Annotated in this window: 24 protein-coding genes and 1 pseudogene; 2 read left to right on the top strand and 23 right to left on the bottom strand. The window is 50.1% G+C overall.

Going from position 1 to position 20,536, the window contains the following annotated elements; all coding sequences use genetic code 11:
• Positions 1–23: 23 nt before the first annotated feature.
• The 5 genes from DMB82_RS02390 to DMB82_RS02370 are packed head-to-tail and all read right to left on the bottom strand — an operon-like array spanning position 24 to position 4,739.
• The gene (locus tag DMB82_RS02390; protein ID WP_116164468.1) at positions 24–1,562 is read right to left on the bottom strand and encodes a conjugal transfer protein TraG N-terminal domain-containing protein; all 1,539 of its coding nucleotides are present in this window, start codon (positions 1,560–1,562) and stop codon (positions 24–26) included.
• Positions 1,559–1,930 carry a hypothetical protein gene (locus tag DMB82_RS02385; RefSeq protein ID WP_116164470.1) on the bottom strand — a complete coding sequence of 124 codons (372 nt, stop codon included), beginning with the start codon at positions 1,928–1,930 and terminating at the stop codon, positions 1,559–1,561. Before DMB82_RS02385 ends, DMB82_RS02390 begins: the two co-directional genes overlap by 4 nt.
• A 2-nt stretch (positions 1,931–1,932) precedes the next feature.
• Positions 1,933–3,357: an integrating conjugative element protein gene (locus DMB82_RS02380; protein WP_161546678.1), complete on the bottom strand. Its 1,425-nt coding sequence runs from the start codon at positions 3,355–3,357 to the stop codon at positions 1,933–1,935.
• A gap of 9 nt (positions 3,358–3,366) precedes the next feature.
• Complete coding sequence (locus DMB82_RS02375) at positions 3,367–4,341, bottom strand: TIGR03756 family integrating conjugative element protein (RefSeq protein ID WP_116164800.1); 975 nt, start codon at positions 4,339–4,341, stop codon at positions 3,367–3,369.
• The gene (locus tag DMB82_RS02370; protein WP_116164802.1) at positions 4,338–4,739 is read right to left on the bottom strand and encodes a TIGR03757 family integrating conjugative element protein; all 402 of its coding nucleotides are present in this window, start codon (positions 4,737–4,739) and stop codon (positions 4,338–4,340) included. Before DMB82_RS02370 ends, DMB82_RS02375 begins: the two co-directional genes overlap by 4 nt.
• Before the next feature lie 158 nt (positions 4,740–4,897).
• On the opposite strand from DMB82_RS02370, the gene DMB82_RS02365 reads away from it, so the two are divergent.
• A complete protein-coding gene (locus tag DMB82_RS02365; RefSeq protein WP_116164804.1) occupies positions 4,898–5,989 on the top strand; it encodes a hsdR in 1,092 nt (363 codons plus the stop codon).
• Between the two features lie 112 nt (positions 5,990–6,101).
• On the opposite strand, the gene DMB82_RS02360 is transcribed toward DMB82_RS02365, so the two are convergent.
• Genes DMB82_RS02360 through DMB82_RS02310 form a run of 11 tightly spaced genes read right to left on the bottom strand, consistent with a single transcriptional unit; the run spans position 6,102 to position 14,606 of the window.
• Positions 6,102–6,497 carry an acetyltransferase gene (locus DMB82_RS02360; protein ID WP_116164806.1) on the bottom strand — a complete coding sequence of 132 codons (396 nt, stop codon included), beginning with the start codon at positions 6,495–6,497 and terminating at the stop codon, positions 6,102–6,104.
• Complete coding sequence (locus tag DMB82_RS02355) at positions 6,494–9,349, bottom strand: conjugative transfer ATPase (protein WP_116164808.1); 2,856 nt, start codon at positions 9,347–9,349, stop codon at positions 6,494–6,496. The genes DMB82_RS02360 and DMB82_RS02355 overlap by 4 nt, the downstream gene beginning before the upstream one ends.
• Positions 9,349–9,759 (bottom strand): TIGR03751 family conjugal transfer lipoprotein, encoded by a 411-nt coding sequence (locus tag DMB82_RS02350; protein WP_116164810.1) that lies wholly within the window; start codon positions 9,757–9,759, stop codon positions 9,349–9,351. The genes DMB82_RS02355 and DMB82_RS02350 overlap by 1 nt, the downstream gene beginning before the upstream one ends.
• Complete coding sequence (locus DMB82_RS02345; RefSeq protein ID WP_116164812.1) at positions 9,752–10,195, bottom strand: hypothetical protein; 444 nt, start codon at positions 10,193–10,195, stop codon at positions 9,752–9,754. The genes DMB82_RS02350 and DMB82_RS02345 overlap by 8 nt, the downstream gene beginning before the upstream one ends.
• A 9-nt stretch (positions 10,196–10,204) precedes the next feature.
• Complete coding sequence (locus DMB82_RS02340) at positions 10,205–11,746, bottom strand: TIGR03752 family integrating conjugative element protein (protein ID WP_116164814.1); 1,542 nt, start codon at positions 11,744–11,746, stop codon at positions 10,205–10,207.
• Entirely contained in the window at positions 11,736–12,647 is a 912-nt protein-coding gene (locus tag DMB82_RS02335) for a TIGR03749 family integrating conjugative element protein (RefSeq protein WP_116164816.1), read from the bottom strand. The genes DMB82_RS02340 and DMB82_RS02335 overlap by 11 nt, the downstream gene beginning before the upstream one ends.
• Positions 12,644–13,300, bottom strand: a complete 657-nt coding sequence (locus DMB82_RS02330) for a PFL_4703 family integrating conjugative element protein (protein ID WP_116164818.1) — start codon at positions 13,298–13,300, stop codon at positions 12,644–12,646. The genes DMB82_RS02335 and DMB82_RS02330 overlap by 4 nt, the downstream gene beginning before the upstream one ends.
• A complete protein-coding gene (locus DMB82_RS02325; protein WP_039313261.1) occupies positions 13,297–13,659 on the bottom strand; it encodes a TIGR03750 family conjugal transfer protein in 363 nt (120 codons plus the stop codon). The genes DMB82_RS02330 and DMB82_RS02325 overlap by 4 nt, the downstream gene beginning before the upstream one ends.
• Before the next feature lie 9 nt (positions 13,660–13,668).
• Positions 13,669–14,019 carry a TIGR03745 family integrating conjugative element membrane protein gene (locus DMB82_RS02320; RefSeq protein WP_116164820.1) on the bottom strand — a complete coding sequence of 117 codons (351 nt, stop codon included), beginning with the start codon at positions 14,017–14,019 and terminating at the stop codon, positions 13,669–13,671.
• A 25-nt stretch (positions 14,020–14,044) separates the two neighbouring features.
• On the bottom strand, positions 14,045–14,284 hold the full coding sequence (locus tag DMB82_RS02315) for a TIGR03758 family integrating conjugative element protein (protein WP_116164822.1): 240 nt from the start codon (positions 14,282–14,284) through the stop codon (positions 14,045–14,047).
• Position 14,285: 1 nt separating this feature from the next.
• Positions 14,286–14,606: an integrative conjugative element protein, RAQPRD family gene (locus DMB82_RS02310; RefSeq protein WP_039313267.1), complete on the bottom strand. Its 321-nt coding sequence runs from the start codon at positions 14,604–14,606 to the stop codon at positions 14,286–14,288.
• 133 nt (positions 14,607–14,739) lie between these two features.
• On the opposite strand from DMB82_RS02310, the gene DMB82_RS02305 reads away from it, so the two are divergent.
• A complete protein-coding gene (locus DMB82_RS02305) occupies positions 14,740–15,198 on the top strand; it encodes a hypothetical protein (RefSeq protein WP_116164824.1) in 459 nt (152 codons plus the stop codon).
• A gap of 67 nt (positions 15,199–15,265) precedes the next feature.
• Here DMB82_RS02305 and DMB82_RS20675 read toward each other — a convergent pair whose 3' ends face one another.
• The 7 genes and pseudogenes from DMB82_RS20675 to DMB82_RS02275 form a co-directional block, all read right to left on the bottom strand.
• The gene (locus tag DMB82_RS20675) at positions 15,266–15,397 is read right to left on the bottom strand and encodes a hypothetical protein (RefSeq protein WP_257981561.1); all 132 of its coding nucleotides are present in this window, start codon (positions 15,395–15,397) and stop codon (positions 15,266–15,268) included.
• Between the two features lie 22 nt (positions 15,398–15,419).
• Entirely contained in the window at positions 15,420–16,175 is a 756-nt protein-coding gene (locus tag DMB82_RS02300) for a TIGR03747 family integrating conjugative element membrane protein (RefSeq protein WP_116164826.1), read from the bottom strand.
• Between the two features lies 1 nt (position 16,176).
• Positions 16,177–18,252: a type IV conjugative transfer system coupling protein TraD gene (gene traD / locus DMB82_RS02295; protein WP_116164828.1), complete on the bottom strand. Its 2,076-nt coding sequence runs from the start codon at positions 18,250–18,252 to the stop codon at positions 16,177–16,179.
• On the bottom strand, positions 18,252–18,857 hold the full coding sequence (locus DMB82_RS02290; protein ID WP_116164830.1) for a restriction endonuclease: 606 nt from the start codon (positions 18,855–18,857) through the stop codon (positions 18,252–18,254). The genes traD and DMB82_RS02290 overlap by 1 nt, the downstream gene beginning before the upstream one ends.
• Positions 18,854–19,375, bottom strand: coding sequence for an integrating conjugative element protein (locus DMB82_RS02285; RefSeq protein WP_116164832.1), 522 nt, complete (start codon positions 19,373–19,375; stop codon positions 18,854–18,856). The genes DMB82_RS02290 and DMB82_RS02285 overlap by 4 nt, the downstream gene beginning before the upstream one ends.
• A complete protein-coding gene (locus tag DMB82_RS02280; RefSeq protein ID WP_228400035.1) occupies positions 19,376–19,984 on the bottom strand; it encodes a lysozyme family protein in 609 nt (202 codons plus the stop codon).
• Positions 19,963–20,535: pseudogene (locus DMB82_RS02275) on the bottom strand (TIGR03759 family integrating conjugative element protein); the annotation flags it as partial. The pseudogene DMB82_RS02275 and the gene DMB82_RS02280, both read right to left, overlap by 22 nt.
• Position 20,536: the final 1 nt, after the last annotated feature.

Here is a 20,536-nt window from a genome sequence, read left to right as displayed (position 1 = left end):
CACGCTCCCCCTTTCATTTTTGACTATTTCGAGCCCTCATTAACTCCTCCGGCGAATGAACTAATTCCTTTTGATGCTGCGCCTCCCGCCTGCTCAGCAGAGCTCTGAGCTTTAGACACACCAGTACCGATCGCATTTGACATTACATTTCCTATATTTACGCCAGCCCACGATAACGCCCCCACCCAAAGAGTCGGTAGAACGATAAACATCGTTCCCATCACAAAGTTCATGACCATATCGTCAGAAGTGTTCTGAAAACCAGCCAGATTGAATCGGCTGTGGGTATCCGAGCTGTACAGTGCTTCAAGTAGCCAGCTGTCGAGCCATCGTGCCAGTTCCCACCAGAACGTCAGGAAATTCAGCGCGAATATCACGAACGTTAAAGTAATCACGACCTTGAATTCATATACACCAAAAGCCAGAACCAACGGCAGCATGACGCAGACAGCCATCAACAATATGGCCTGAACCATCGGTAGCGCCTGGCGCATGGCATCAAATGCCGGAAATGCTCCCAGACTTCCCAACGCGCCGCCGGCAATGGCACCAAACCGATTGACGGTATTCATCGTAGTGAAGTCCGCATTACCCCCGTAACCAGCGTAAACCTGCCCCCCTTGAGAGATATTTAGGCTCTGAGGACTCACCAGGCGCCTGATCACCGCTTCTTTATAGTCAGCCGTGCTTTTCCCCATCATTTTCAGTGCAGCAGAAAGACGCAGCCACATACCAGGATCAGCTTGATTGACTACCCTATCCTGCAAACCGGTATCCGCTGTGGACCACCATTCATTACAGGTGGGGTAACCACCTCGCCCCGTATTCGGCCGACCACTGTCCCTGGCATCGCTCCAGGGAAAATTTGACCGCGGCATTTTTGAGTTCAGTTCACCATAATAGCGGGAACGAAATGTTGAGCTGCCTAGCCATTCGATGTCCTTCAGCACATCCTTATCCGTTGTAGCCCCCTGGTCTTGCTGCTTCCACGTGTATAGCGCGAGCGCATAGCAGTCGTTGGTAAAGTCCTGCAGTTCTTCAGCAAGAGCCGGATTGCTGATGCTGGTCCTCTGCACCTCAAAACGAACCTGGCGCAAATCCGGTCGACAAGGAATGGTTGCGACCGCAGCCTGCGTTACGCCTTTTGACAGGCGATGTACGACAGCCCACCAAAAGGGTACCGCAGCTGTCTGATCGCCGAGGCTGGATACCACACTTGAATATCCACTTTCATCCGGAGACTGCGTTGTCCAGGTTCCGCACATTTTCGCCCGAGACGTATCGTATTGCATGGTACTTAGACTCAAATTAATCAGTGGTACACAGCAAGCCAGCATGACAAAGAACGCACCATAGAGTGCGTTCTCGATGCGAGGCAAAGACAGCATCCCCTTGTTACCCTCATCCTCCCCTTCTTCCCTAACCTTCATCCAGATACCAACAACTTTAAACGCCAGCGGCGCAGCAAAAAGCCCGGTACCAATCAGAATGTTCCACAGGCCATTATTAATGACCCAGCCCAACAGTGTCAGAAAATACTCGAGATAGCTGTTCGCGGTCATCGCGCCGCCCCTGTATCGATATACATGGCGTATTCACACGCTAACAAAAACAGCGCGCTCACGATGGCCATCCGTTTCAGCGACGCTTTATACTCAGGCTTACATCCTGGCGCATGCCAGATTTTCCAGAGTCCCCATCCCAGCGCGCTGTACAGCATCAACCGCCAGACCAACCAGCCAGTGCTCGTTCGCTGCATCCAGTGGCGTAGCGCTAAGAATTCATCCGAATAGGACAAGCCAATACTCGCGATCAGAAATGCAATAAACATAACGCCAGAGCTGAATGCCAGCGCGAGCAGCAGCACTTTGGTTCCCTGGCGTAGCCGTTTCAGAGAAGGTTGAGGTAGTGTCTCTTTAGATTCAGACATAGCTAATTACTCTGGGCAGGAATAGTCATCTGGTTGAAACGCGTATCCGTGTTGTCCTGGATTTGCTTCTGCGGGTTGGTTTCTACACGACTGTTTTCCCGTTCGATGATGGTCAGCACTGAGTTACGTGCCAGCTCGCGCTTGAGTTCCATCTCGTTCTTCAGTGCATTAATTTCCCGATCGAGCGACTCAATACGCCGGGTTCCTTCATCAACAGCAGCTTCCTGAGCCGCGGCATTTGGCTCAGACATTCCAGTCATCAGCATACGGCGCATCAGTAATGCCGTATCAACCGTATCCGCCATCGCCAGTTCGCTGGCCAACCGCCCCGTTAACGCGGCATTATCCGGGTCGCGTTGTAAAGCACGGATAACGCCACTGGTAATAGTCAGGCTTCCGGCTTTCAGTTTGGCCAGATTTGCAGCCGTTGGCTTCTCTACCCCGTTAACCATTTTCGCTAGTTGTTCCAGATTCGCTTTCGTCGCATCCTCCAACATAGGAGCAAATCCCGTTCCCGCCTGAGTCGTACCGGGTTGCTGAGCCTCATCCCCACTGGTGCATTCAGAGGCAACTTTACAGGTCCGCATCGAGCGATCGCCAAGTACCTGGACAACGGCCTTTGCTGCCTCCTCCGCATTGGGGAATTTCTGACAAACAGAGCCCGTACAATTGCTGGTACTGACGGAAGATGTACTCAACACCGGCTGACTATTCATCATGTTATAGCCCGCCGAGACCAGATCATGTGTCGGACGAATAGCAGGCTGTCCTTTACCACCACGTCGCTGACCACCAATCCAGTTTTGGCCATTATTGCCGGTGAGTTTCTGGGAATCATTATCCGTTTGAATGGCATCCGCTTTTCCGCTGTTGACCAGTTGCTTGTATTCATCAGCCTGTGCTGATTGGGTCCATTTGCTGGAATCCGAAAAATCCATCATTCGTTTGGTCATGTTTTGGCAGTTAAACATGGCTTTATCAAATGCGACATTTGCCTGAAGAACTCCGTTAGTCAGCATGTCATAAAGTCCTGGGCTCGCTCGTTGAATAATGGCGCCGGGTAAACTAGACACCGCACCAGTCGCTCCCTGAATAACTTCCCCCATCAGATTTTTGAATCCGGATGTCACCCCATTCAACTGATTGCCAACCGTTGTTTTCAGGTCGAAATTACCGCACTGCAGATCCGAGCTCCAACCGAGATCCACACCCAACTTCTCCATACTGATACGCGTCGCCGGCTGAGAAATCACAGAGCCGCCACCGAGCGTATAAAATAGTTTGTCTGATACTGCCCCGCTGACATCAGCCCCATACCCCAGCGCCCCACTATTCGCCTGAGGCAAATTGACGTTGAACTGATCGGCGAAAACGCATGGCGTAATCAAATGCAGTCCAATAGCCAGCACACAAAGTTTCATGTTCATCGTTATTCCTTAAAAATTCGTAACAGATAACAACCGCTGACCACGGCGTTGGCAGCAACTATATGGTTGCCAGAGGGTATAGGCTGCACTGCCATTCTCCGCTGACATGCGGTCACCATCAGGGAAGATCGCGCAGGAAGACGTTAGCTGTGGAGATAAGCGCTGCCACTTGTGATTGTTGGTGTTTTCCACGACAGGCTCTGGAGGCCAGTAACCATCGCGGCGGGAACCCGTCAGGGGCTGATAGACGTGCAGTTGACCAGAGCGCGTAATAATGTCTGCCACACGTTGGGCGACAACGGCGGACGCTTTATCGTCATCGGTATGCTGGACAAATCCAGAACGGGGATAAACATTCCCCCACATATTTCCAGACGCAATGCTGCCTACTTCGCGTTGGCCAGGAATGAGCGCCTCAGGATACAGCGATTCAGGAATTCCCGTTCGCCAGGCGAGAGAATCCAGTGTACTCAGAAAATACGGCATGAGCGGCGTGGCAACGCTATCGCAGGAATAACCGGGGATTTGTCCACCGATGAGGGTCGAGGCTGGGTGGCCGATCGCATCCGCATACTTGAATTTGATATTGGATTTTCGTCGCCCCGGATCTTTAATATCTGCCGCGTTCCCTCCGCCGGCAGTGACCCCGCTTAACCCACTGGTCACCGTACTTTCCAACCCGCCAGCACCTTGACTGACCAGAGACATTTCTGACCAGGGATTGCCTCCTGGAGCCATATACGTGGATACCACTGCATCAGGAATAAAGTGAGTGACTTTGACGGACGTGCGAATGGTACAGCCGAATTTCGTGCAGAATAGCCAGTAACAGATGCCACTGACACGCCAACTGATACACCCTGGAGAAATAGCGCTGGCAACGATTTGTGCGGTGTTAACGGCAGCAATCGCAGCAGGCTCACACGCGGTCGTGAGCATAATGCCAACTGCAATCGGCCGTAACCGGGTTCGCCATCGACTCATGGTCGTCCCCCTTCCTGCATTTTATATGCAAGCGCTTTGGCAACATCAGCTGTGCCGTACACCACGTCGCGATCGTCAAAAACAACAGCAGGATATTTGCGCACGCCAATTTCCCATGCATGCACCACACCACGATAGGCCGTTTGCAGGTCATTCTCATGCTGTTGCCACTGTGGAGAACGCATGACAGCCTGAGCCTGCCCTGTCGCTTGCTCCATCGAGGCTGAAAACTCGCCAAAAACTGCACGCTGCAGTCGCTCCGGCGCATCCAGCCAGACTATTTGCGTTTCTGGTGTCAGATTGCTGGGAAGATGTTGCTGGTCGGTATAGACAACGGGGTTGGCCAATAATGGGGCAGGTAAAAACAGGAGAAGAAAAGCATAGGTTTTGCTGTTCATCACCGTACTCCTTTAGGTTAATAAATACCCTTCAGGTTGCAGCAGGTGGGGGAGATAAACAGCGGTAAACTCTTTTCGAATAAATGAAAATTTACGGGCTACAATAACCGATATATAAATAAGTCCACTTTCCGTAATCTTTCACCAACCGGAGGCATATGAACATTCAAAGACTGAGGGCTGGCAGTCTCGAACTTTCCCCTGAGGTACGTGGACTACTGGATAACGGCATGGACTTCTTACAAAAGGCACAGGATGAGTTTTCCACTTCTCCCACCCATTCCATCGTCAGTTTCTGGACTGCCGTCGAGTTGCTGCTTAAAGTGCCGCTTGCTCATGAACACTGGTCGCTGGTATGCAGCGGAAGGAAAATTATTCGCGCGAAATACCGTAGCGGTGATTTTCAATCAATCACCTTTGCGGAGGCCTGTGAGCGGCTGAACGATGTATTGGAGAAGCCTCTTCCGTCAGCCACTCTTAAAGCCTTTGACAAAATCCGTCAGCACCGCAACCGAGTAGTCCATTTTTATCACAGTGCCTTTACCGATGAAGAAAAAACGCAACTTCTTGTTGAGCAGGCTGACGCTTGGTTTGCATTGAATCGACTGATGCGAGAAGACTGGAAGTCAATTTTTGAAGGTGCGCTAGGACATTACCTCACAGGGCAAGAAACGCGTCTTCTTATAAAAAACACCTACTATGCCGATATTAAATTCACGCAGGTCAAACCAGAAATTAAGAAGCACCAAAAAAAAGGCGGTAAAGTTACCGATTGTTATCGGTGCAGCAAATCAGCCGCGCTGGAAAAAGAGGTGTTTGAAATAAATGGTTACTCCATCAAAACATCGTCATGTCTAGTGTGTAATTCTCTGCAAGATGGGTTGGTCGAGTTTTCATGCCCAGAGTGCAATAAACCGCAAACGCTGAAACCTTGGGATGAAACGGATTTTGAATGCACCAAATGCCAGTATTCTGTTTCCCGTTATGACCTTCTTGATACAAGCAGTTACTCGCAGGACGAGTACGATTGCGCACCCACTCCGGCTGGTTGCTCCGAATGTGATACCGAACATTCTGTTTGTGAACTTGGAAAAGGGTATTTCTGCACATACTGCTTTAGCCTTTTTGAATCTATTGGCCAGTGTGAGTGCTGCGGTTATCACAGCACAGATGTAAATGAATTCAGCGTAATGACTGGCTGCAGCTTTTGTGAAGGGCATCCAGAAACATGGCCTGATGACGATGACTGAGTATTGTTCATAACAAGAGCCCCAGCGAACCTGAGGCTCTGTTCGTCTGTATTCACTATTCTCGATGCAGTCGAGATTTTAATCACTGAGTTGTCGCAACAGCATCAATTTTCTATGCACTAGTCGCAACTTCTTTCAGATACAATACCAGGTAAACCACATCCACAGCATCCGGAACAGAAATGTACCAGCGGGGATGATCGTAATCATCAATCTCTGGCCAACTCGTTGTGCCGGCAACAGAGATCAGGATATCAACACAGGGGCCGATACCGTGTCCGCCATCAAAATGCAGCGCTACCGCACCTCGTGTACCGACTCGGTGAGGATGGCACGTTACATTGCACTGCATAGGTAAACGCTGACGAATAGCATCACGTAGCTGTTGCAGTTCGCTATCGTTTTTCAGGGAAATCCCCGCCTCGCCTTGCGGTTTCAGACTAAAAAGCATGGGAAAATGGCCACTCTCCGTTTGGATCGTCGGCGTAGGGTATTTCAATGTCATCATGCTGCAGCTTTCTCCTGCTCAACCAAACCACGGGCTTTATCTAATGCTTTGGCGACCCGCATTGCCGCTTCCAGCTCCGAACAATGGAATTCATTCATCAGACGACGTCGTTCCACTTTTTCTTCTTTTTCTGTCATACCGAGCGCCAGGTACAAACTGGGGGGAACGGCACGGAACAACGCCTGGACGTTCTTCGATAATACGACCCCCTCGGTGTAGCATTTATCCAGTTTACTGGCTGACATCAGCACCGATTTCTGTTCATCCGTCAGGGATTTGAAACGGCTGATATCATCGACTTCTTTCTTTGGCATCACCAGGCATAGCCACCATTCAGCCATGTTAAGCATTTTGCCGGCTGCATCTGGAAAATCCTCCAGGTTCTGCGTTGCCAGCCAGAGCCAGGCCCCCAATTTTCGCCACATTTTGACGATCTTTGTCATATAGGGCGCCAACAGCGGATTAACCGTTGCAATGTGCGCCTCATCAACAGCGAAAACGATATCCCTTTTCTTGTACTGATCACGCTCGGCAATGTTGTTGATGGTGTTCGTCAGTGACACCATGGTTAATGCCATCTGCGCTTCATACCCTTCACGCGCAAAATACCCCAGATCAATCAGCGTGACGTCAGCTTCTGGCCAGAGCTGCCCTTCACGGTTAAACAGTTCTGCTTCAAAACTCCCTTCTTGTGTGAAAATACTTAGCGATTCAGCCATCTCAGCGGCTTTAGTACGACGCTGCTCATTGCGCTCAGTATCCATGGAAATATCAAGTAGTGCGCGTTGCAGATCGGACGGAAGCATCTGTTTAGAAGCGGCATACGAAACTTTCGCGGCCATCACCAGTGCTTCACGGATCATTGCGCGATCGGCTCGTTTAAGCTCGGCTTCTTCCTTCGCATCACCACCGGTGATCATCATGCGGGCTGAAATCTCCATTTCCCCCAAAATGTCCCGTTTCTCTTTCTTATCCCCCTGATCGTCACCCTGCTCCTCTGTGTCAGCATCCAGTTCAGGCAGTGCATCTGCATCAATGGCCAGAGGAACATCACTGTTCAACAACTGATAAGCGTCACCAAACAGCGGAAGACTCAACCCATTACTCGGTTTGATGCTGACCTTATTCACCGTCAGGCCCAGGCTTTCAAAATAATCGGCCAACAGCCCAAATGAGTTGCCGGCTTCAGCAATGAACAGTCGGGGGCGGTGTATGGCCATCACCTGCGATAACATCGCGCACATCGTTGCCGACTTGCCGGCGCCGGTCGGTCCAAATATCAATTTATGTGCATTTTGGCTGCGATCACTTTTATTCAACGGGTCGAATGAAAATACGTCTCCCCCGCGATTGAAAAAGCTGATCCCGGGATTCCCCGTACCCGTTTCACGACCCGTTACAGGTAATAACCCAGCCAGATGCTGTACCCACGTTAGCCGGGTATACCAGTGTTTCTTATCGGTTTCCGGGTTGAAGGACATAGGGAGTGCACGCAGATAGCTGTTAAGTGGTGCAACGTCATACTCCGGCCGCACAGGTTGTAAACCTGCACCGAGTAACACCGTCGTCAGCTCTACGCGTTTATGATTGAGCGTTTCCACATCATCAGCACGCAGCAAAAATGTTAGCCCGGCACGGTAAAGCTTATGCCGATTTCCCAGGTACTCTTTGACGGTTTTAACATCTTGGCGAACACGTCCAGACTCGGTGTTCTCACCTACTGCGTTCTTCGATAGCCGGGTAAAGTCCGCTTCCAGCTTATCTTGCGGTTGTACCACTATGGTCATACACAGGGTGGTACCTTCCGGAAAGAGATCCATTAACGCATTGATCTTTTCTCCCCGGAGCATTTCCCCTGTAATCGCTCCGGGTTTTGGCGGGCGCCGTAATTTCTCGACCGGCAACGCACAATGCGCCTGATTATCAAACCACCATACGCCGTTCTCCACGTCCGAACGTGGCGGATTGAACCACAGCGTCTCCGTAAAATCATTGAGTACCGGCATGGTGCCATCAGGGGTATCGCGTCGGTCAAAATAGGCTGCCTGACGATATAACGTGTCTTTATCCACCCATTCCGGCGACGGATTAAAATGACGCAGCAACCAGCCATGTACCTGATGGCCATTCTGTCGCACACACATTACCCCAGCGCCAGACAATGCACTGGTCACACGTTCACATACCTGGTTGAGCATCGCGATCGGCGGCATCGGGTCTCGGTTGTTTTTACCAATCCAGCGGTATATCACCATGCGCGTACGACGCTGCTGACCGCGCCAGGGCTGGCCAGTAATTTTGGTGTCAGTAAACAGTCCTTCAGAACGGGCAATCCCCCGTAAATGTCGCTCGGTCTCTTTCAGCCAGGCTTCCGAGAACGGTGTGCCCTGCGCATGGGGTTTGACATAGCCCCTCAGGCGATCGACATAAGCATCGACATTGTTCTCATCCTGACAAAAGAACTGCACAACCCAGGGGTTTTCATCCAGTTCTTCAAAGCTGTCCTGTATCGCATCCTCGACCGTATCGCGGATTTGTTCCAGGCGCTCTTCCGTACGTCCTTCTGTCGCAACGGGAGAGACTTCATATACCGCTCCGACAGAAATGCCATCATCCAACAACAGGCATTTATCACTGTCTAAGAACTCTGCCCACGGCAGGTAATCGATGATTGAGGGATTAGCATGGTTCAGCCTGACCTCATCCTGAATCGTCATATTCCCGGGACGTTGCAGTGATGCTCGTCCGGCAACCTGAATTGAAATACCTTCAGCAAGACTGCCGATCGCGTCATCAGGTACACGCGTTTCACGAGAGCGGGATAGGCGATTTTTATTAAATAGTGAGAACATTACAGCGCCTCCACGCGTTCACCCGGCATCGCATACTGGGTCTGGCTATAGAACGGAAATACCGTGCTGTATCCGGGAACGGGTGTACTGCCCTCAGTCAAATGAGGGAAAATATATATCACCATGTCTGGGTTCGGCAGGCGGGGAAACTGTTGACTGATTTCGCTCTCCTGAGTTCGGCTGTAACTCCGATCGTCATGTAACGACGTTTGAAGCTCAGCTGCACTCAGCGGTCGGCGTAATGCATCTCTGGCCTGCGCTGAACGTCGAGTTGTTCCCTCTCCATCTGCACCATTCCATAATTCCAGCATGGTGTGCTCACCAGCTGGCAGCATTTCTTCTTTTGAGGTCGAGCACCCGCTCAATAACACCATAACAAGCAGTGTGGCCATAATCTGGCATTTAGGCATGTGTTTCTCCAGAACGTCGGAATAAATGAAAATGACCGGCAATGAGCGAAAATGACCGACACATCGGGTGACGGGATAATTCGGCAACCGTCATCCGTACGATGTGCCAGTCATTAAGATGGCCCTGTTCGATGGCCATCAGGAAAGGATCGGTCTGTTTTTCCAGAAAACAGGCCAGTTCAAAGCGTTTGAGTGATGCGGGCGGTAGTTGTCTGACAAAAAAGCAGCCTTCCAGCACCGGAATACAATGGCTACCAACATCAAGAAATAGTGCGTCATTAACCCAGTAAAGCGATGCTTGCGCTGATTCAGACAGACTCTTGGCTAATAATTCAGAATCGGACTGACAATAGTGAATATCAATCCGTAGCTGATCGGTTGCGGATGCCGTACTAAAGATCCAGATGTTTTCCCAGCAGGCGTGAATGGTTTCCATCTCGCCTCCTCAATCCAAACCACGTTGGTTACTACCATCAGCCGGTAACGAGAAGTCGTATCGAACTTTGCGGCCCTTGTCTTCATAATCAATCGCCAGTTGTCTCGTAATATGCACAGCTAATCGCATACCTGGCGGGACATAAATCGCATCAAATGTCTGGCCGTAGCGCTGTTTCACCCAGTCAGTCGTCTCATTCAGACCACCGGCCAGCGCTTTACCAAGAACCGCCTGGCCCGCGTCCCCCGTGAGTGAGGAGGTCATCCCACCATAGCCATTTGTTTGCGTCGTCTGCTGGTTTTGACTCAGCGCACTGGCAGCACCAGAGCCAGCAGACAAAGCAAAAATGGTGGGCAGATAGGTAGATGCGTTAGATTTGCGTTCCCCGCCGATACAGGGGATCCCCGCTTCATCAGAAATCCAGCCAATACCACCGCTGGTACTACTCTCCCCTTGGTTGCTACCGCCATTATTGCTATTACTGTTGCCATTAGCGTCAGCTCGCGGCAATGTACGAACGGTGCCATCGGCAAACACAAACGTAATACTATTGACCTGGCCACGAACGCACGACAACGTCCAGTCACCACTGGCAGTACCCGACACGATCGCCCCCTCTACATCGGGCAAATCGATACCATTTGCGGTTAGGTTGTCTTTACCAATGAGTACCTTGAATGGGTAGGGATCAGTCACTGTGCCATTAATCGGGACACGCCCTAACAGCGCCGTCATTGCCCGACTGCCGATCAGGGTAGAATTCTCAGGTAAGGTGTAAACTGGCTCTGCTGTAACCTCATTTTTTTCGTTCGAGTACCCTTTCACTTGCTGCTCATACGCCGCTTTCTGACGCGTTAACTCATTGCCATTAAGAAATGAGGTAGGAAACTGAGGCAATGCAGGCATACCAGAACTGGAGACCTTATTAGGGTCAGTGGGTTTCTGATCTTTTGGCTGTACCCATATCAGCCCATCTGCGCCTTGCGACGAGGTGCCACTGGTACCACTTCCCATGCCGTCCAGCCCTAACCCCAGAGGAATATCACCGTGCCCAGAGGCGTCCTGATAGTTACTCCCTCCACTAATATGGCCACCGGGATTACTCATCGTATTAGCCAGTTTATCGGTCAGTTCCTGAATTTTATTCTGTAGCCGTAACTGTTCATCCTGTAAGCGTTTTTGCTGCGTATCGTAGGACTGCTGCACGCCAGAAACAGCTTCATTCACTTGCCCTGACACATCGGTACTACGGCGGGTCAGTACCTCATTTTGTTTTTTTAGGTCCTCATTTTGTTGACTGAGCTTGCCTAAATCACTGCGCACCTGATTTAACGAGCCGACCAACGTGCGTAACGTATCCTGGGGAGTATCACCCGCGACGCCCAACGCTTTGAGTTCATCCGGAGACAACCCCAGTGTTGTCGTTGCTGTATCAGCGGCATTCTGTGTCTGGGTTGAATCTGATTGGCAACTCTTTACGCCAATCAATGCACCGATGGCCAGCACCGATGGCACAATCACTTTGACCAACGTATTGGACTTAATTTGCATGAACACGATCCTTCTTACTGGCCTTACCTGATGTTGGCGGCATTTTGGCGACCGGCTCTGCGACAAATGCCAGTTCCGGACGGCTATCGGTGATCAGGTATAATGTTGTCGTGTCTTCTGGTGTACCTATTGGCCCTACCCAACGATGCTGGAACGTGGCAGAAACAAACTGTCCCTGAAGAACCCGGGGATCGAGGACAATCTTTCGGCTGGACGTATTGCGAACACGTAACGCCACAACGGAGCGCGCCCCAACTCCCCAGGCTGACAGCGTGGTTATATCCAACGGTTCAGAGGGATATAAGGTCGTGATCTTCCCAGATAGACGAGGGTTAACGGGATGAATACCGCTCACAGGCTCTACCGCACGCAATGGCCCGTAGAGTGTTTGCGCAGCAAAACGAGTCAGAACGACAGGTAAGGGGGCGTTATAGCGAGGCGCTTTCGGCTCTTTCGTGTCAGGCTTCGCTCCGGTAGTGGAAGATGAATCACTACGCCCGGATACCTTAGCAGGACGATCGCTGTTATCTACCGTAGTGACATCACCGCTATACACCAGACGAACAGGCTCTGTTGGGCCACTCGGTGACGCAGTCACATCGAGCAGAATAATCTCGCCGCTTTCTAAATCCTGTAACTGCAACCGCGTTTGAGGAAATGCACTGTCCGCTTTGAGATAAACAGCCCCACCTGTCGATTGAACGCGTAACTTGTCATTCAGTGCCGGCGGGAAACCGACACGAACGTTTTTATCCGCAAAAATAACGCGTTCTTGCCCCACCTTTAGTGGGATCTGCAGGGGGATGCGTTCCCATTTAATTAATTCATCAGCGGCAGCGTGCAATGACGCTGTAATGAACAATCCCAATAAACCGCTCTGAAAAAGTAATCGTGCTCTCATCGTATAACCCCCTTTTTCTCAGACTGAGGCTGATGCGAAATTTCCAGACGCTGCGGCATACCGTCATAACAATCCAGTGCCAGACCAAACGGGTTACGCTCTGCATCCCCATCCCAACGGACAACTTTTAGCGGGTAACGTACCAATACGCGTTTGACGGGCTCGGTGTGATAATACTCATCGGTAACCAAATCCAGACGGACAACCCAGTTGTCCCTGCTGATAATATCCACGCTCTCCGCGCTATATCCACGTCCGGGGATCTCGTAAACCACGCGAACACGATCCAGGAGCTCGTTACCAAGGGAGCGCTTTTTCGCGTCTGCATTCAGAAAATCCAGACAAGATGGAGTCAGGTATTGTGATAGGCTGAATATCTTGCCGGGATAGTCCTGTTCGCCATTTTTCGGCCAGGCATTCAACTGCTGAAAAATGTAAAACGCAAAGCTATAGACTGTCGGCGCCGGCACTTCCCACCAAGGTTTGGTACTACCAGCCCTGAGATCTGGAGGATTGTGAACCGTCAAATTGCTAGGTGCCCGCATCCAGCCAAGTATCGTGACCAGTAACAGAACTACCAGAACGCCACAGGCAATGCGTAATGTCTGGATATGTTGGTCGCGATTTCTTACCGCGTTACGGTAGATGCTCATGATCTTCCCTTCACTTGATGCCGGCGTAATGACCAGCAGCGAGAGTGAATAATCAACGTCTCATCCCCTACACCAATACGTCGTTTCTTTTCCCCCAACTTCTGCCAGATGTAATTCTCAGGCTTACCGCGTTTAATCCGCGCCATCCAGTTACCCCCGAGGCCAATTACCAACAGAGGGGTCAGTAATATCCCTGTCGGAATAATGACCCACCCGGCTAGAGGGATAAGGAATAAGGACCACAAGACGCCGACAAAAGCCCCAAATAATGCAGCAAGCCCTAACTCTGGAGTGGTAAACCCACGAAACACCACGGGTTCGGCATTCAGGCGATCAGGCAAAAAAGGAATGGTTCGCATACCCGCACCTCACAAAATGATGTTGGCAGATTTGCCCAGTAACCAGATAGTGAGGACGAGTAAGATTGCGCCTACGACAACAATCGCGCCAAATTTTGGCCATTCTGCTCGTCCATTACGAACTTCAACGAAGGTATGGCCTGCAGCAATCGCGACATTAATAAACATGATGGCTGCAACCAGTAATCCAGCCAGAACAATGCCATCCTGTAGATAGCCTTTTATTTGCCCCATTAGTCCTGACCCTCCGCTGGATTGAGGAGCTTCAACAGGAGGCAAAGCAGCAAAAATGGGATTGCATAAAATCGCCATACAGAACAGAAAAGAAATGAGACGATGTAGATAGCGGCGCTTAAACATGAAAATTCCTCTGTGTAGAAAATGATTAACTAGCAAAAATCCAAATGCTCATGACCAACAAAAGCATTGTTCTGAACACAAACCGTCCCAGCGCGGCATCTCGGACTTTCTCGTTAGCCCACCCATTCCAGACATCGTTTAATGCCCAGGCAGCCCACAGAAACAGCGCGGCAAGCAGAAAGCCGATACAGATGAGGTTGAGTATTTGGGGATCGAAACCAGATGCTGATTTAAAGGCTGAAGACTGTGCGGCAGTCATAGACATATCAGGGACTCTCCCGACGGTAGTTCCCCGCAATAGAACTGGCTTCCCGAGGTTGTGCCCGGGATGGTGCCAAGTAGGTATCGATACCCGCTCTGATGGCATTCAAATCCGCAGTAATGCGTTGATAGTCGAAGTGGTATCGGGCACGATCGGCGGGGTCAGATTGCGCAGCGACAACGCGAGCTCGTTCCAACGACGCCTGAACCTGATCGAGTAGGCGTTGCGTGCTGGCTAGCTCGTCTTTCTCTGATGCATTCGCCGCATGAGTAAACAGCAATGAAGCACCTAGCAGACAAGCAAGCCGGACTGAGGGAGAAAACATGCACACCTCACAGTGAGTTGACGGTGCACATAGGATGAGGAGTCAAGGAAGATTAGTCAGCGATAAACCATTTATACTGAATTGAAAATTTAACTGAGATTGCACAACTGAATAGGGGAGATAGAGGGAAAATATGTCTTTATACTGCATAGATATGAAAGGTAACACTCATAACTCCTTCACACCAACCCCAGACGACTTTGAGGATATTGGTGATGCATGTGATGAACGATATGCATTAGCCTTACGATTTTGCACAGAACCGGATGAATGGACTGTAAGTTTAATTGTTGTAACTAATGAAAAAAACAAACCTATCGCCTATTGCTCCTTTTTATATTGGATAAGTTCATCGACTCCCACAGAAATAATATTAAATTTTCAAATAGATTATGTTTATGTCAGAGATCTCTATCGAAACAAAAAGTTATCTACACTTATGGCTGAAAAATTTGTGATACCGGAACTTGTTCTTTTCTTAAGAGAAAGAACGGATATAAACGATATATTTAATAATTCAGAATACATTAGTGCAGAAGGGTATCGTTTCGGAGAAAAGGTTTATTGTCACTTAATTGAACAATTGGACTGACGCGCCGCAAGCGTCTTGTCTGCTGACAAAAGCGCACAAAAGCAAGTTTTGTACGCTTTTGTCCAGCTCAATTAAGAGCTATGCATTTTCTGAAATCACCTTCATTCCAGTATCGCAGGAACATCTTGCATTCATCCGCATCCAGCTCCAGCGCAAACTGAATAGCAGCGACAGCCGCCTGACAGGATCCATCACTCATTACCGTTTATCCTCTTCTAAAATTAAAGATATTTTTTAAATGTGGCCGTCGTTACTGTAATTGCAGTACCAAATAGCAATGCTGCAGGTAACAGTAATAAATTAGGGTAAACAGCCATCGGCCAGGACAAATACAGCATAGCGGGCACATAAAACGCGGGTTTCACCAGACGTTTGGCATGGTGATAGAGAAAGCTGGATTCATAGCCTGCACCAAAGCGCCGCAAGTCACGACGCCCGAGCCCTTCAACAATGGCCACAATTACCACCATAGCAAACAAGGGTATCGAGAGAACCAGGATGGTGACCCTAACCAGGGTAACCACCGTGACATAGACAGTAGCCAGCAAATATTCCCGCAATGATTGTGCCAGCCAACCACTCCAGGCGTTTAAGCTACGACTGAGCTCACTATGACTGTTTGCCTGCATCTGATATTGGTTACTAACCCAATCCATAAAGCCACTGTTGATAAACGCCCAGTGATAGCCAGTGTTGATCCAGTGGATTACGGTGACAGATGGCTCGGAAAACAACAGACTACGTTTGAATTCTGACGATAAATAGCCCAGCTCAGTGTTCATTACCTGCTGACTGTGTGCCGCCCCTTCCGTTGTCCAGAAGAATGCAATACCCACGTACTCAATCAGCAAGCTCAACAATAATGAACCCAGAATGATACCAATCAACTTCCATGGCCAGCCCCACAATACGTTATAAAGTAAACCATGTTGCCGCTCTGGCTTTTGTGGGGAGGGATTACGCACAGGTTCAGCCATATTACTCCCCCCCAACTGAACTACCGTTCCACCATCCCTCACTGGATCGGTAGTTACGGCGCATCTCTGTGGCGACAGCCTGCAAATTGGCTGGCATCATTGCATCATTCAAATCATTCGCTGGCAGTGGCATCCTGATTTTCCACAACTGGCCACCTTCAAGCAGGGCGAACGCCTGGCCTTTAGGCAGGCTGACGACATCAGACGGTTCAATCAGTGGAGTTTTTATCGTGCCGACACGGTCCTGTGTGCTCGAAGTAAAATCCTGTCCAGTCTCAACATTAGCCGTATCCGAGTGACCGGAAACCAACGTTTTACTGTAGATCTCAACCTGCGGCAGCTGCGTCGTGAGTAATTCTGCGGTTTTGTTGTCCCGGACACGTAGCATGATCAGTGTATTGAAATTCCCAATAACCTGCGCCGTTTTCGCAGCATTGCCGATACGCGCTTCGATATCCGATGACGTTTGCGTATAGGCGGTTACTTGAACGCCGGCGCCACCGCCCTTGTTTATCAACGGAATGAATTCATCGCCCATGAGCTCATTGAATTCATCGCAGTGCAGGTTAATAACAGCCTTTTCCTCTCTCTGTTGCGGGAGGCCGGCATTAATTCCATGTTTATAAATATGACCAGCAACGCTGACAAGGTCGGCAAACATGCTGTTCCCCACAGCAGTACCAACTTCACTATCTGTAAGGGCGTCCAGACCGATATACACAACGCCCCGTTTGCGAACAATTTGTTCCCAATCAAAAATGGGGCGTGAGTCATGCATATCCAGATAGTCCGGCGACAGAAGAGACGCCGTTTTACCCGTCGTCAGTTTTTCCAGTAGTGGCAGAAGGGAGGCAACAATTTTGTCGAAATAGGTTCGATCATAGCGAACCGCGCTACGCAGACCATCGAGAATCGGATCATAGAGCGCCTTGCCAGCTTCAGAGCTTAATGCAACTTCTATTGCCCAAATACCAACGCTATTAGGCTGGCCCTGCATATTTCGGGGGACATCTCCATCAGTGAGCACACTCAGATTATTATGTATCTGCTGCTGTAGCTCAGGCAGTTCCTCTTCAATGATTTTCTCAGCATAGCGCAGATACAGGTCCGCAATGTTGTTGACGTAACGCATAATCAACGTGTAATCAGGCCGCTCACCCAGTGCAACCAGAGCCCTAGCTACAATGTTTACGAAACGCCACGCGAACTCCTTAAACGCCGCACTGTTACCCTCCCCCGCCAATTGCCCTGAGATACGTGATGCCACTTCAGAAACGCGCCCAAATCTTCCGACCGCATTGTAGCGTGCCGATATCTCAGGCCAGCCCAGATGGAAAATATAAAGCGAATCACCTCGCCCAGCTCGATGTGCTTCAGCCCATACACGACGTAATAAATCAGGATCGCCTTTTGGATCAAAAACGATCGTCACATCACCACGGCGGATATCCTGGGTAATAAACAGTTCGGCCAACCGTGTTTTTCCAACACGAGTCGTACCCAAAACAATGGTATGCCCGGGGCGATCAGCCAGCGGCATGGTGACATCCACTTCATCCGGTTCAATACCATGCAAAACCGGCTTCCCGCCGACAGGTGGCAAAGGTCGTACTGGGTTCAGCGGAGAATCGACGCTTAACAACCTGGTAAGCCAAGGGAAACTGTGTTCTGACACATTCTCCAGTTTGCGGGCGGCCTGATATAACGTTGATGGCTGAATATAGCGCTCGACTTCCGGACGTAGCGTGTCACGCAGCCGTTGGGTGTGTTTCTGCGTCCACATGAATCCCTTACCGATAAACAGCCGCCGTTTGCTGACTGGAATTTGCTTACTACTCATCACATAGCGCGGTAGTCGTCGTAAATTACGACGGTAACGCAGCACTTTCATCCCCTGCCGAGTACGTACCATGGCCAGAACAGCAAACCCACCGGCCGTCACGTAACTCACTGACGGGGCCAGCGCAATCGCCCACGGCGCTTGCACACAGACAAATGCAGCAGTGGCAGATACCGCGGCTGTATTCAGTTCAACGGCGGGTCGTAGCAACGCTTCAATAACATAACGATCGCTCATTAGCTCTTCCTAACGGTGAAGTTTATCCAAATTGGATTGCCAGCCAACAACGCCAGTAATTGTTGACCGCTGATGATATGGAGGGGAAACGTATTATCGTGGCTGGAGATCGCATGTTGCTTGCTTTTAGCACCAGTTCGTCCGGTATGAATAAATAAACCGCCACACCGATGCTGTATCAGTAATGCCGAAAACTCAGCGACGTGCGCGGGATCTATCGCTCGGCTATAGCGTTTTGCCTGGATTAACCAACGCTGCCCTTTAACAAAGACTTGCCCATCCAATCCACCGTCGCCGCTATATGATGCGTTGCGAATGACCGTCAATCCCTGACGCTCCATTGCCAGCAAAAGCAATTCTTCAAACACATACGGATTAACACGGCGGAGATAAGAAACACGTTGCGCATCACCAGCTAAAGTGGGAAGTCTTTTTAACAAGCGCTCGGCAGTTTTACGATAACGACGATGGCGACGCACACTGGCTTTGCCACGCAAGCGGAATAACATACTTATAGCGGCAACAGTAATAATAAAAAAAAGAATAGGTACAATACCCAAAACAGGCTCTGCGATCTCAGCCAGATATGGACGCAGTGGGATCATTGTTGTACCTCTGAAGATACAGAGGTCTCCGTGATCAGCGCGGGATAATGTCGCAATTGTAATCGGCGAGCTAACTCACCACCTGACGCAGGAGCCATCTGCACATCAGGAACCAGCGATCGCAGGGACTGAACCGCAGCCATATCCGTTACATTGACGATTAAACCGACTGCCTTCATTTGGCTCAGTTTTGCAGCATTGATCTGCAACCAAGAACGCGATGCCGGATCGTCTCCGACAAGAAATAACGCACCAATTCCAGGCAAATTCAGCGTTCTTGACGCTTCAATACCAACAGTCAGTTCTGGTGTCAGCACCGGCAGCATAGCTCCCTCTCCTGGCTGACCTTTCCAGGTGCGGCTTTCAGTATTATTGGCTTCGTTGTTGTCCTGGCGGTTAATACCATCAAAAAACGATGCGGTATCTTTCCCTCCCAAATCGGCGACAACATTCAGTTCTGCATGAACAAAGAACGGGCTCGCCAGAAAACACAGCGCAGATGCGGAAATAATTTTCATTTATTTGACACTCCGGGGTTCGATCCAGACAAGTTGAGTGGTAGGAGTAATCTCAGGAAGATGGGAAGCTGTCGAAGGTTCAATCATGGCCAATTTACGCTGCACCGCAGAAATGTATCTGGCAGCCGGAGCACCGCCGGCTGGATGGTGGTAGCAACCAACAGCACGTAACCAACTGCCCGGTTTTCTCTCGTAGCATTCACGTAGAATTTGTGCTGAAACATTCAGATTGGTGTAGGGTTCAAACGCCTCCCAGGAGTTTGCAAAACGACGACCGTTCCAACCCCAGTTAACCTGCCCTAATCCAACATCAATGTTTTTATGTGGAACCGTCTTCAGAAAACGTTGTAGTGCCTGCCAAGCTTCCAGCCGGCTGTCATATTGATAGCTTCTCCCCTGAACATTCAGACTCCAGGGCCAGGGGCGAACGCCATGAGGCAGCTTGCGGCTAGACTCCTGTAATGATTGTGCATAGAACAGTTCAGGCGGAACCTGATGTAAATACGCAACACGCTGATACCCATCAGGCACCGGTTGTCGTGATGCGTTAACACTGGAAGAAAAAATGCTGAATATAACCAGCAAAATCAGAAGGCAGCGACACGCCATCCACTTTCTCCCTGCTGCAACAACACTGGCATTAGTCCATTACCAAAGCGAATCCAACGACCACCATCATGGTTCAATGTGATTTGACGATTACGCACGCGTTCTACTGGGATATTGCGCTCTCTGGCCCATTCACGCAGTTTGTTATCATCCCCACCGCTATCGACCAGATAGATATCAACCGGGCGATCATCCGCTAGAACAGCCGCGAGGCGTGAATTACAGTTGCCGCAATCCTTGGATTTCACAAATAACGCCAATCGACCACCGTTATCGTGTGCGACGCCGCCCGCATTACCCATGTTGACTGGCAATGCATTCGGATAAATGCGCCCCCAAGCAGCATCCACCTCACGCTGAAATTTCAGAATCTTTTCAGTTCGCTGAAATTCTTCCTTAACCCACTTCTCTGCTAACTGCCGCCGTTCTGCATCACTGCGAGCTTCAATACCCAGAGTAGTTAACGGATCCAATCCCGGGGACTGGATGCCAGTTTTCCCCCGGATCATGTCCTGATATCGAGCCCATTCTTCATCGGTCAGCCCCCACTGT

The sequence above is a fragment of the Pectobacterium aquaticum genome, from assembly GCF_003382565.3.
GTDB classification, from domain to species: domain Bacteria; phylum Pseudomonadota; class Gammaproteobacteria; order Enterobacterales; family Enterobacteriaceae; genus Pectobacterium; species Pectobacterium aquaticum.
This window is presented reverse-complemented; position numbering and strand designations above follow the sequence as displayed.

Excerpts from the sequence above, each read along its gene's own strand:
- DMB82_RS02370 (WP_116164802.1), bottom strand. The coding sequence starts at position 4,739 with ATGAACAGCAAAACCTATGCTTTTCTTCTCCTGTTTTTACCTGCCCCA.
- DMB82_RS02325 (WP_039313261.1), bottom strand. The coding sequence starts at position 13,659 with ATGCGAACCATTCCTTTTTTGCCTGATCGCCTGAATGCCGAACCCGTG.
- DMB82_RS02310 (WP_039313267.1), bottom strand. The coding sequence starts at position 14,606 with ATGTTTTCTCCCTCAGTCCGGCTTGCTTGTCTGCTAGGTGCTTCATTG.
- DMB82_RS02350 (WP_116164810.1), bottom strand. The coding sequence starts at position 9,759 with ATGCCTAAATGCCAGATTATGGCCACACTGCTTGTTATGGTGTTATTG.
- DMB82_RS02360 (WP_116164806.1), bottom strand. The coding sequence starts at position 6,497 with ATGATGACATTGAAATACCCTACGCCGACGATCCAAACGGAGAGTGGC.
- DMB82_RS02390 (WP_116164468.1), bottom strand. The coding sequence starts at position 1,562 with ATGACCGCGAACAGCTATCTCGAGTATTTTCTGACACTGTTGGGCTGG.
- DMB82_RS02305 (WP_116164824.1), top strand. The coding sequence starts at position 14,740 with ATGTCTTTATACTGCATAGATATGAAAGGTAACACTCATAACTCCTTC.
- DMB82_RS02375 (WP_116164800.1), bottom strand. The coding sequence starts at position 4,341 with ATGAGTCGATGGCGAACCCGGTTACGGCCGATTGCAGTTGGCATTATG.
- DMB82_RS02355 (WP_116164808.1), bottom strand. The coding sequence starts at position 9,349 with ATGTTCTCACTATTTAATAAAAATCGCCTATCCCGCTCTCGTGAAACG.
- DMB82_RS02330 (WP_116164818.1), bottom strand. The coding sequence starts at position 13,300 with ATGAGCATCTACCGTAACGCGGTAAGAAATCGCGACCAACATATCCAG.
- DMB82_RS02285 (WP_116164832.1), bottom strand. The coding sequence starts at position 19,375 with ATGAAAATTATTTCCGCATCTGCGCTGTGTTTTCTGGCGAGCCCGTTC.
- DMB82_RS02340 (WP_116164814.1), bottom strand. The coding sequence starts at position 11,746 with ATGCAAATTAAGTCCAATACGTTGGTCAAAGTGATTGTGCCATCGGTG.
- DMB82_RS02380 (WP_161546678.1), bottom strand. The coding sequence starts at position 3,357 with ATGAACATGAAACTTTGTGTGCTGGCTATTGGACTGCATTTGATTACG.
- DMB82_RS02320 (WP_116164820.1), bottom strand. The coding sequence starts at position 14,019 with ATGTTTAAGCGCCGCTATCTACATCGTCTCATTTCTTTTCTGTTCTGT.
- traD (WP_116164828.1), bottom strand. The coding sequence starts at position 18,252 with ATGAGCGATCGTTATGTTATTGAAGCGTTGCTACGACCCGCCGTTGAA.
- DMB82_RS02290 (WP_116164830.1), bottom strand. The coding sequence starts at position 18,857 with ATGATCCCACTGCGTCCATATCTGGCTGAGATCGCAGAGCCTGTTTTG.
- DMB82_RS02280 (WP_228400035.1), bottom strand. The coding sequence starts at position 19,984 with ATGGCGTGTCGCTGCCTTCTGATTTTGCTGGTTATATTCAGCATTTTT.
- DMB82_RS02385 (WP_116164470.1), bottom strand. The coding sequence starts at position 1,930 with ATGTCTGAATCTAAAGAGACACTACCTCAACCTTCTCTGAAACGGCTA.
- DMB82_RS02335 (WP_116164816.1), bottom strand. The coding sequence starts at position 12,647 with ATGAGAGCACGATTACTTTTTCAGAGCGGTTTATTGGGATTGTTCATT.
- DMB82_RS02315 (WP_116164822.1), bottom strand. The coding sequence starts at position 14,284 with ATGTCTATGACTGCCGCACAGTCTTCAGCCTTTAAATCAGCATCTGGT.
- DMB82_RS02300 (WP_116164826.1), bottom strand. The coding sequence starts at position 16,175 with ATGGCTGAACCTGTGCGTAATCCCTCCCCACAAAAGCCAGAGCGGCAA.
- DMB82_RS02365 (WP_116164804.1), top strand. The coding sequence starts at position 4,898 with ATGAACATTCAAAGACTGAGGGCTGGCAGTCTCGAACTTTCCCCTGAG.
- DMB82_RS02345 (WP_116164812.1), bottom strand. The coding sequence starts at position 10,195 with ATGGAAACCATTCACGCCTGCTGGGAAAACATCTGGATCTTTAGTACG.
- DMB82_RS20675 (WP_257981561.1), bottom strand. The coding sequence starts at position 15,397 with ATGAGTGATGGATCCTGTCAGGCGGCTGTCGCTGCTATTCAGTTTGCG.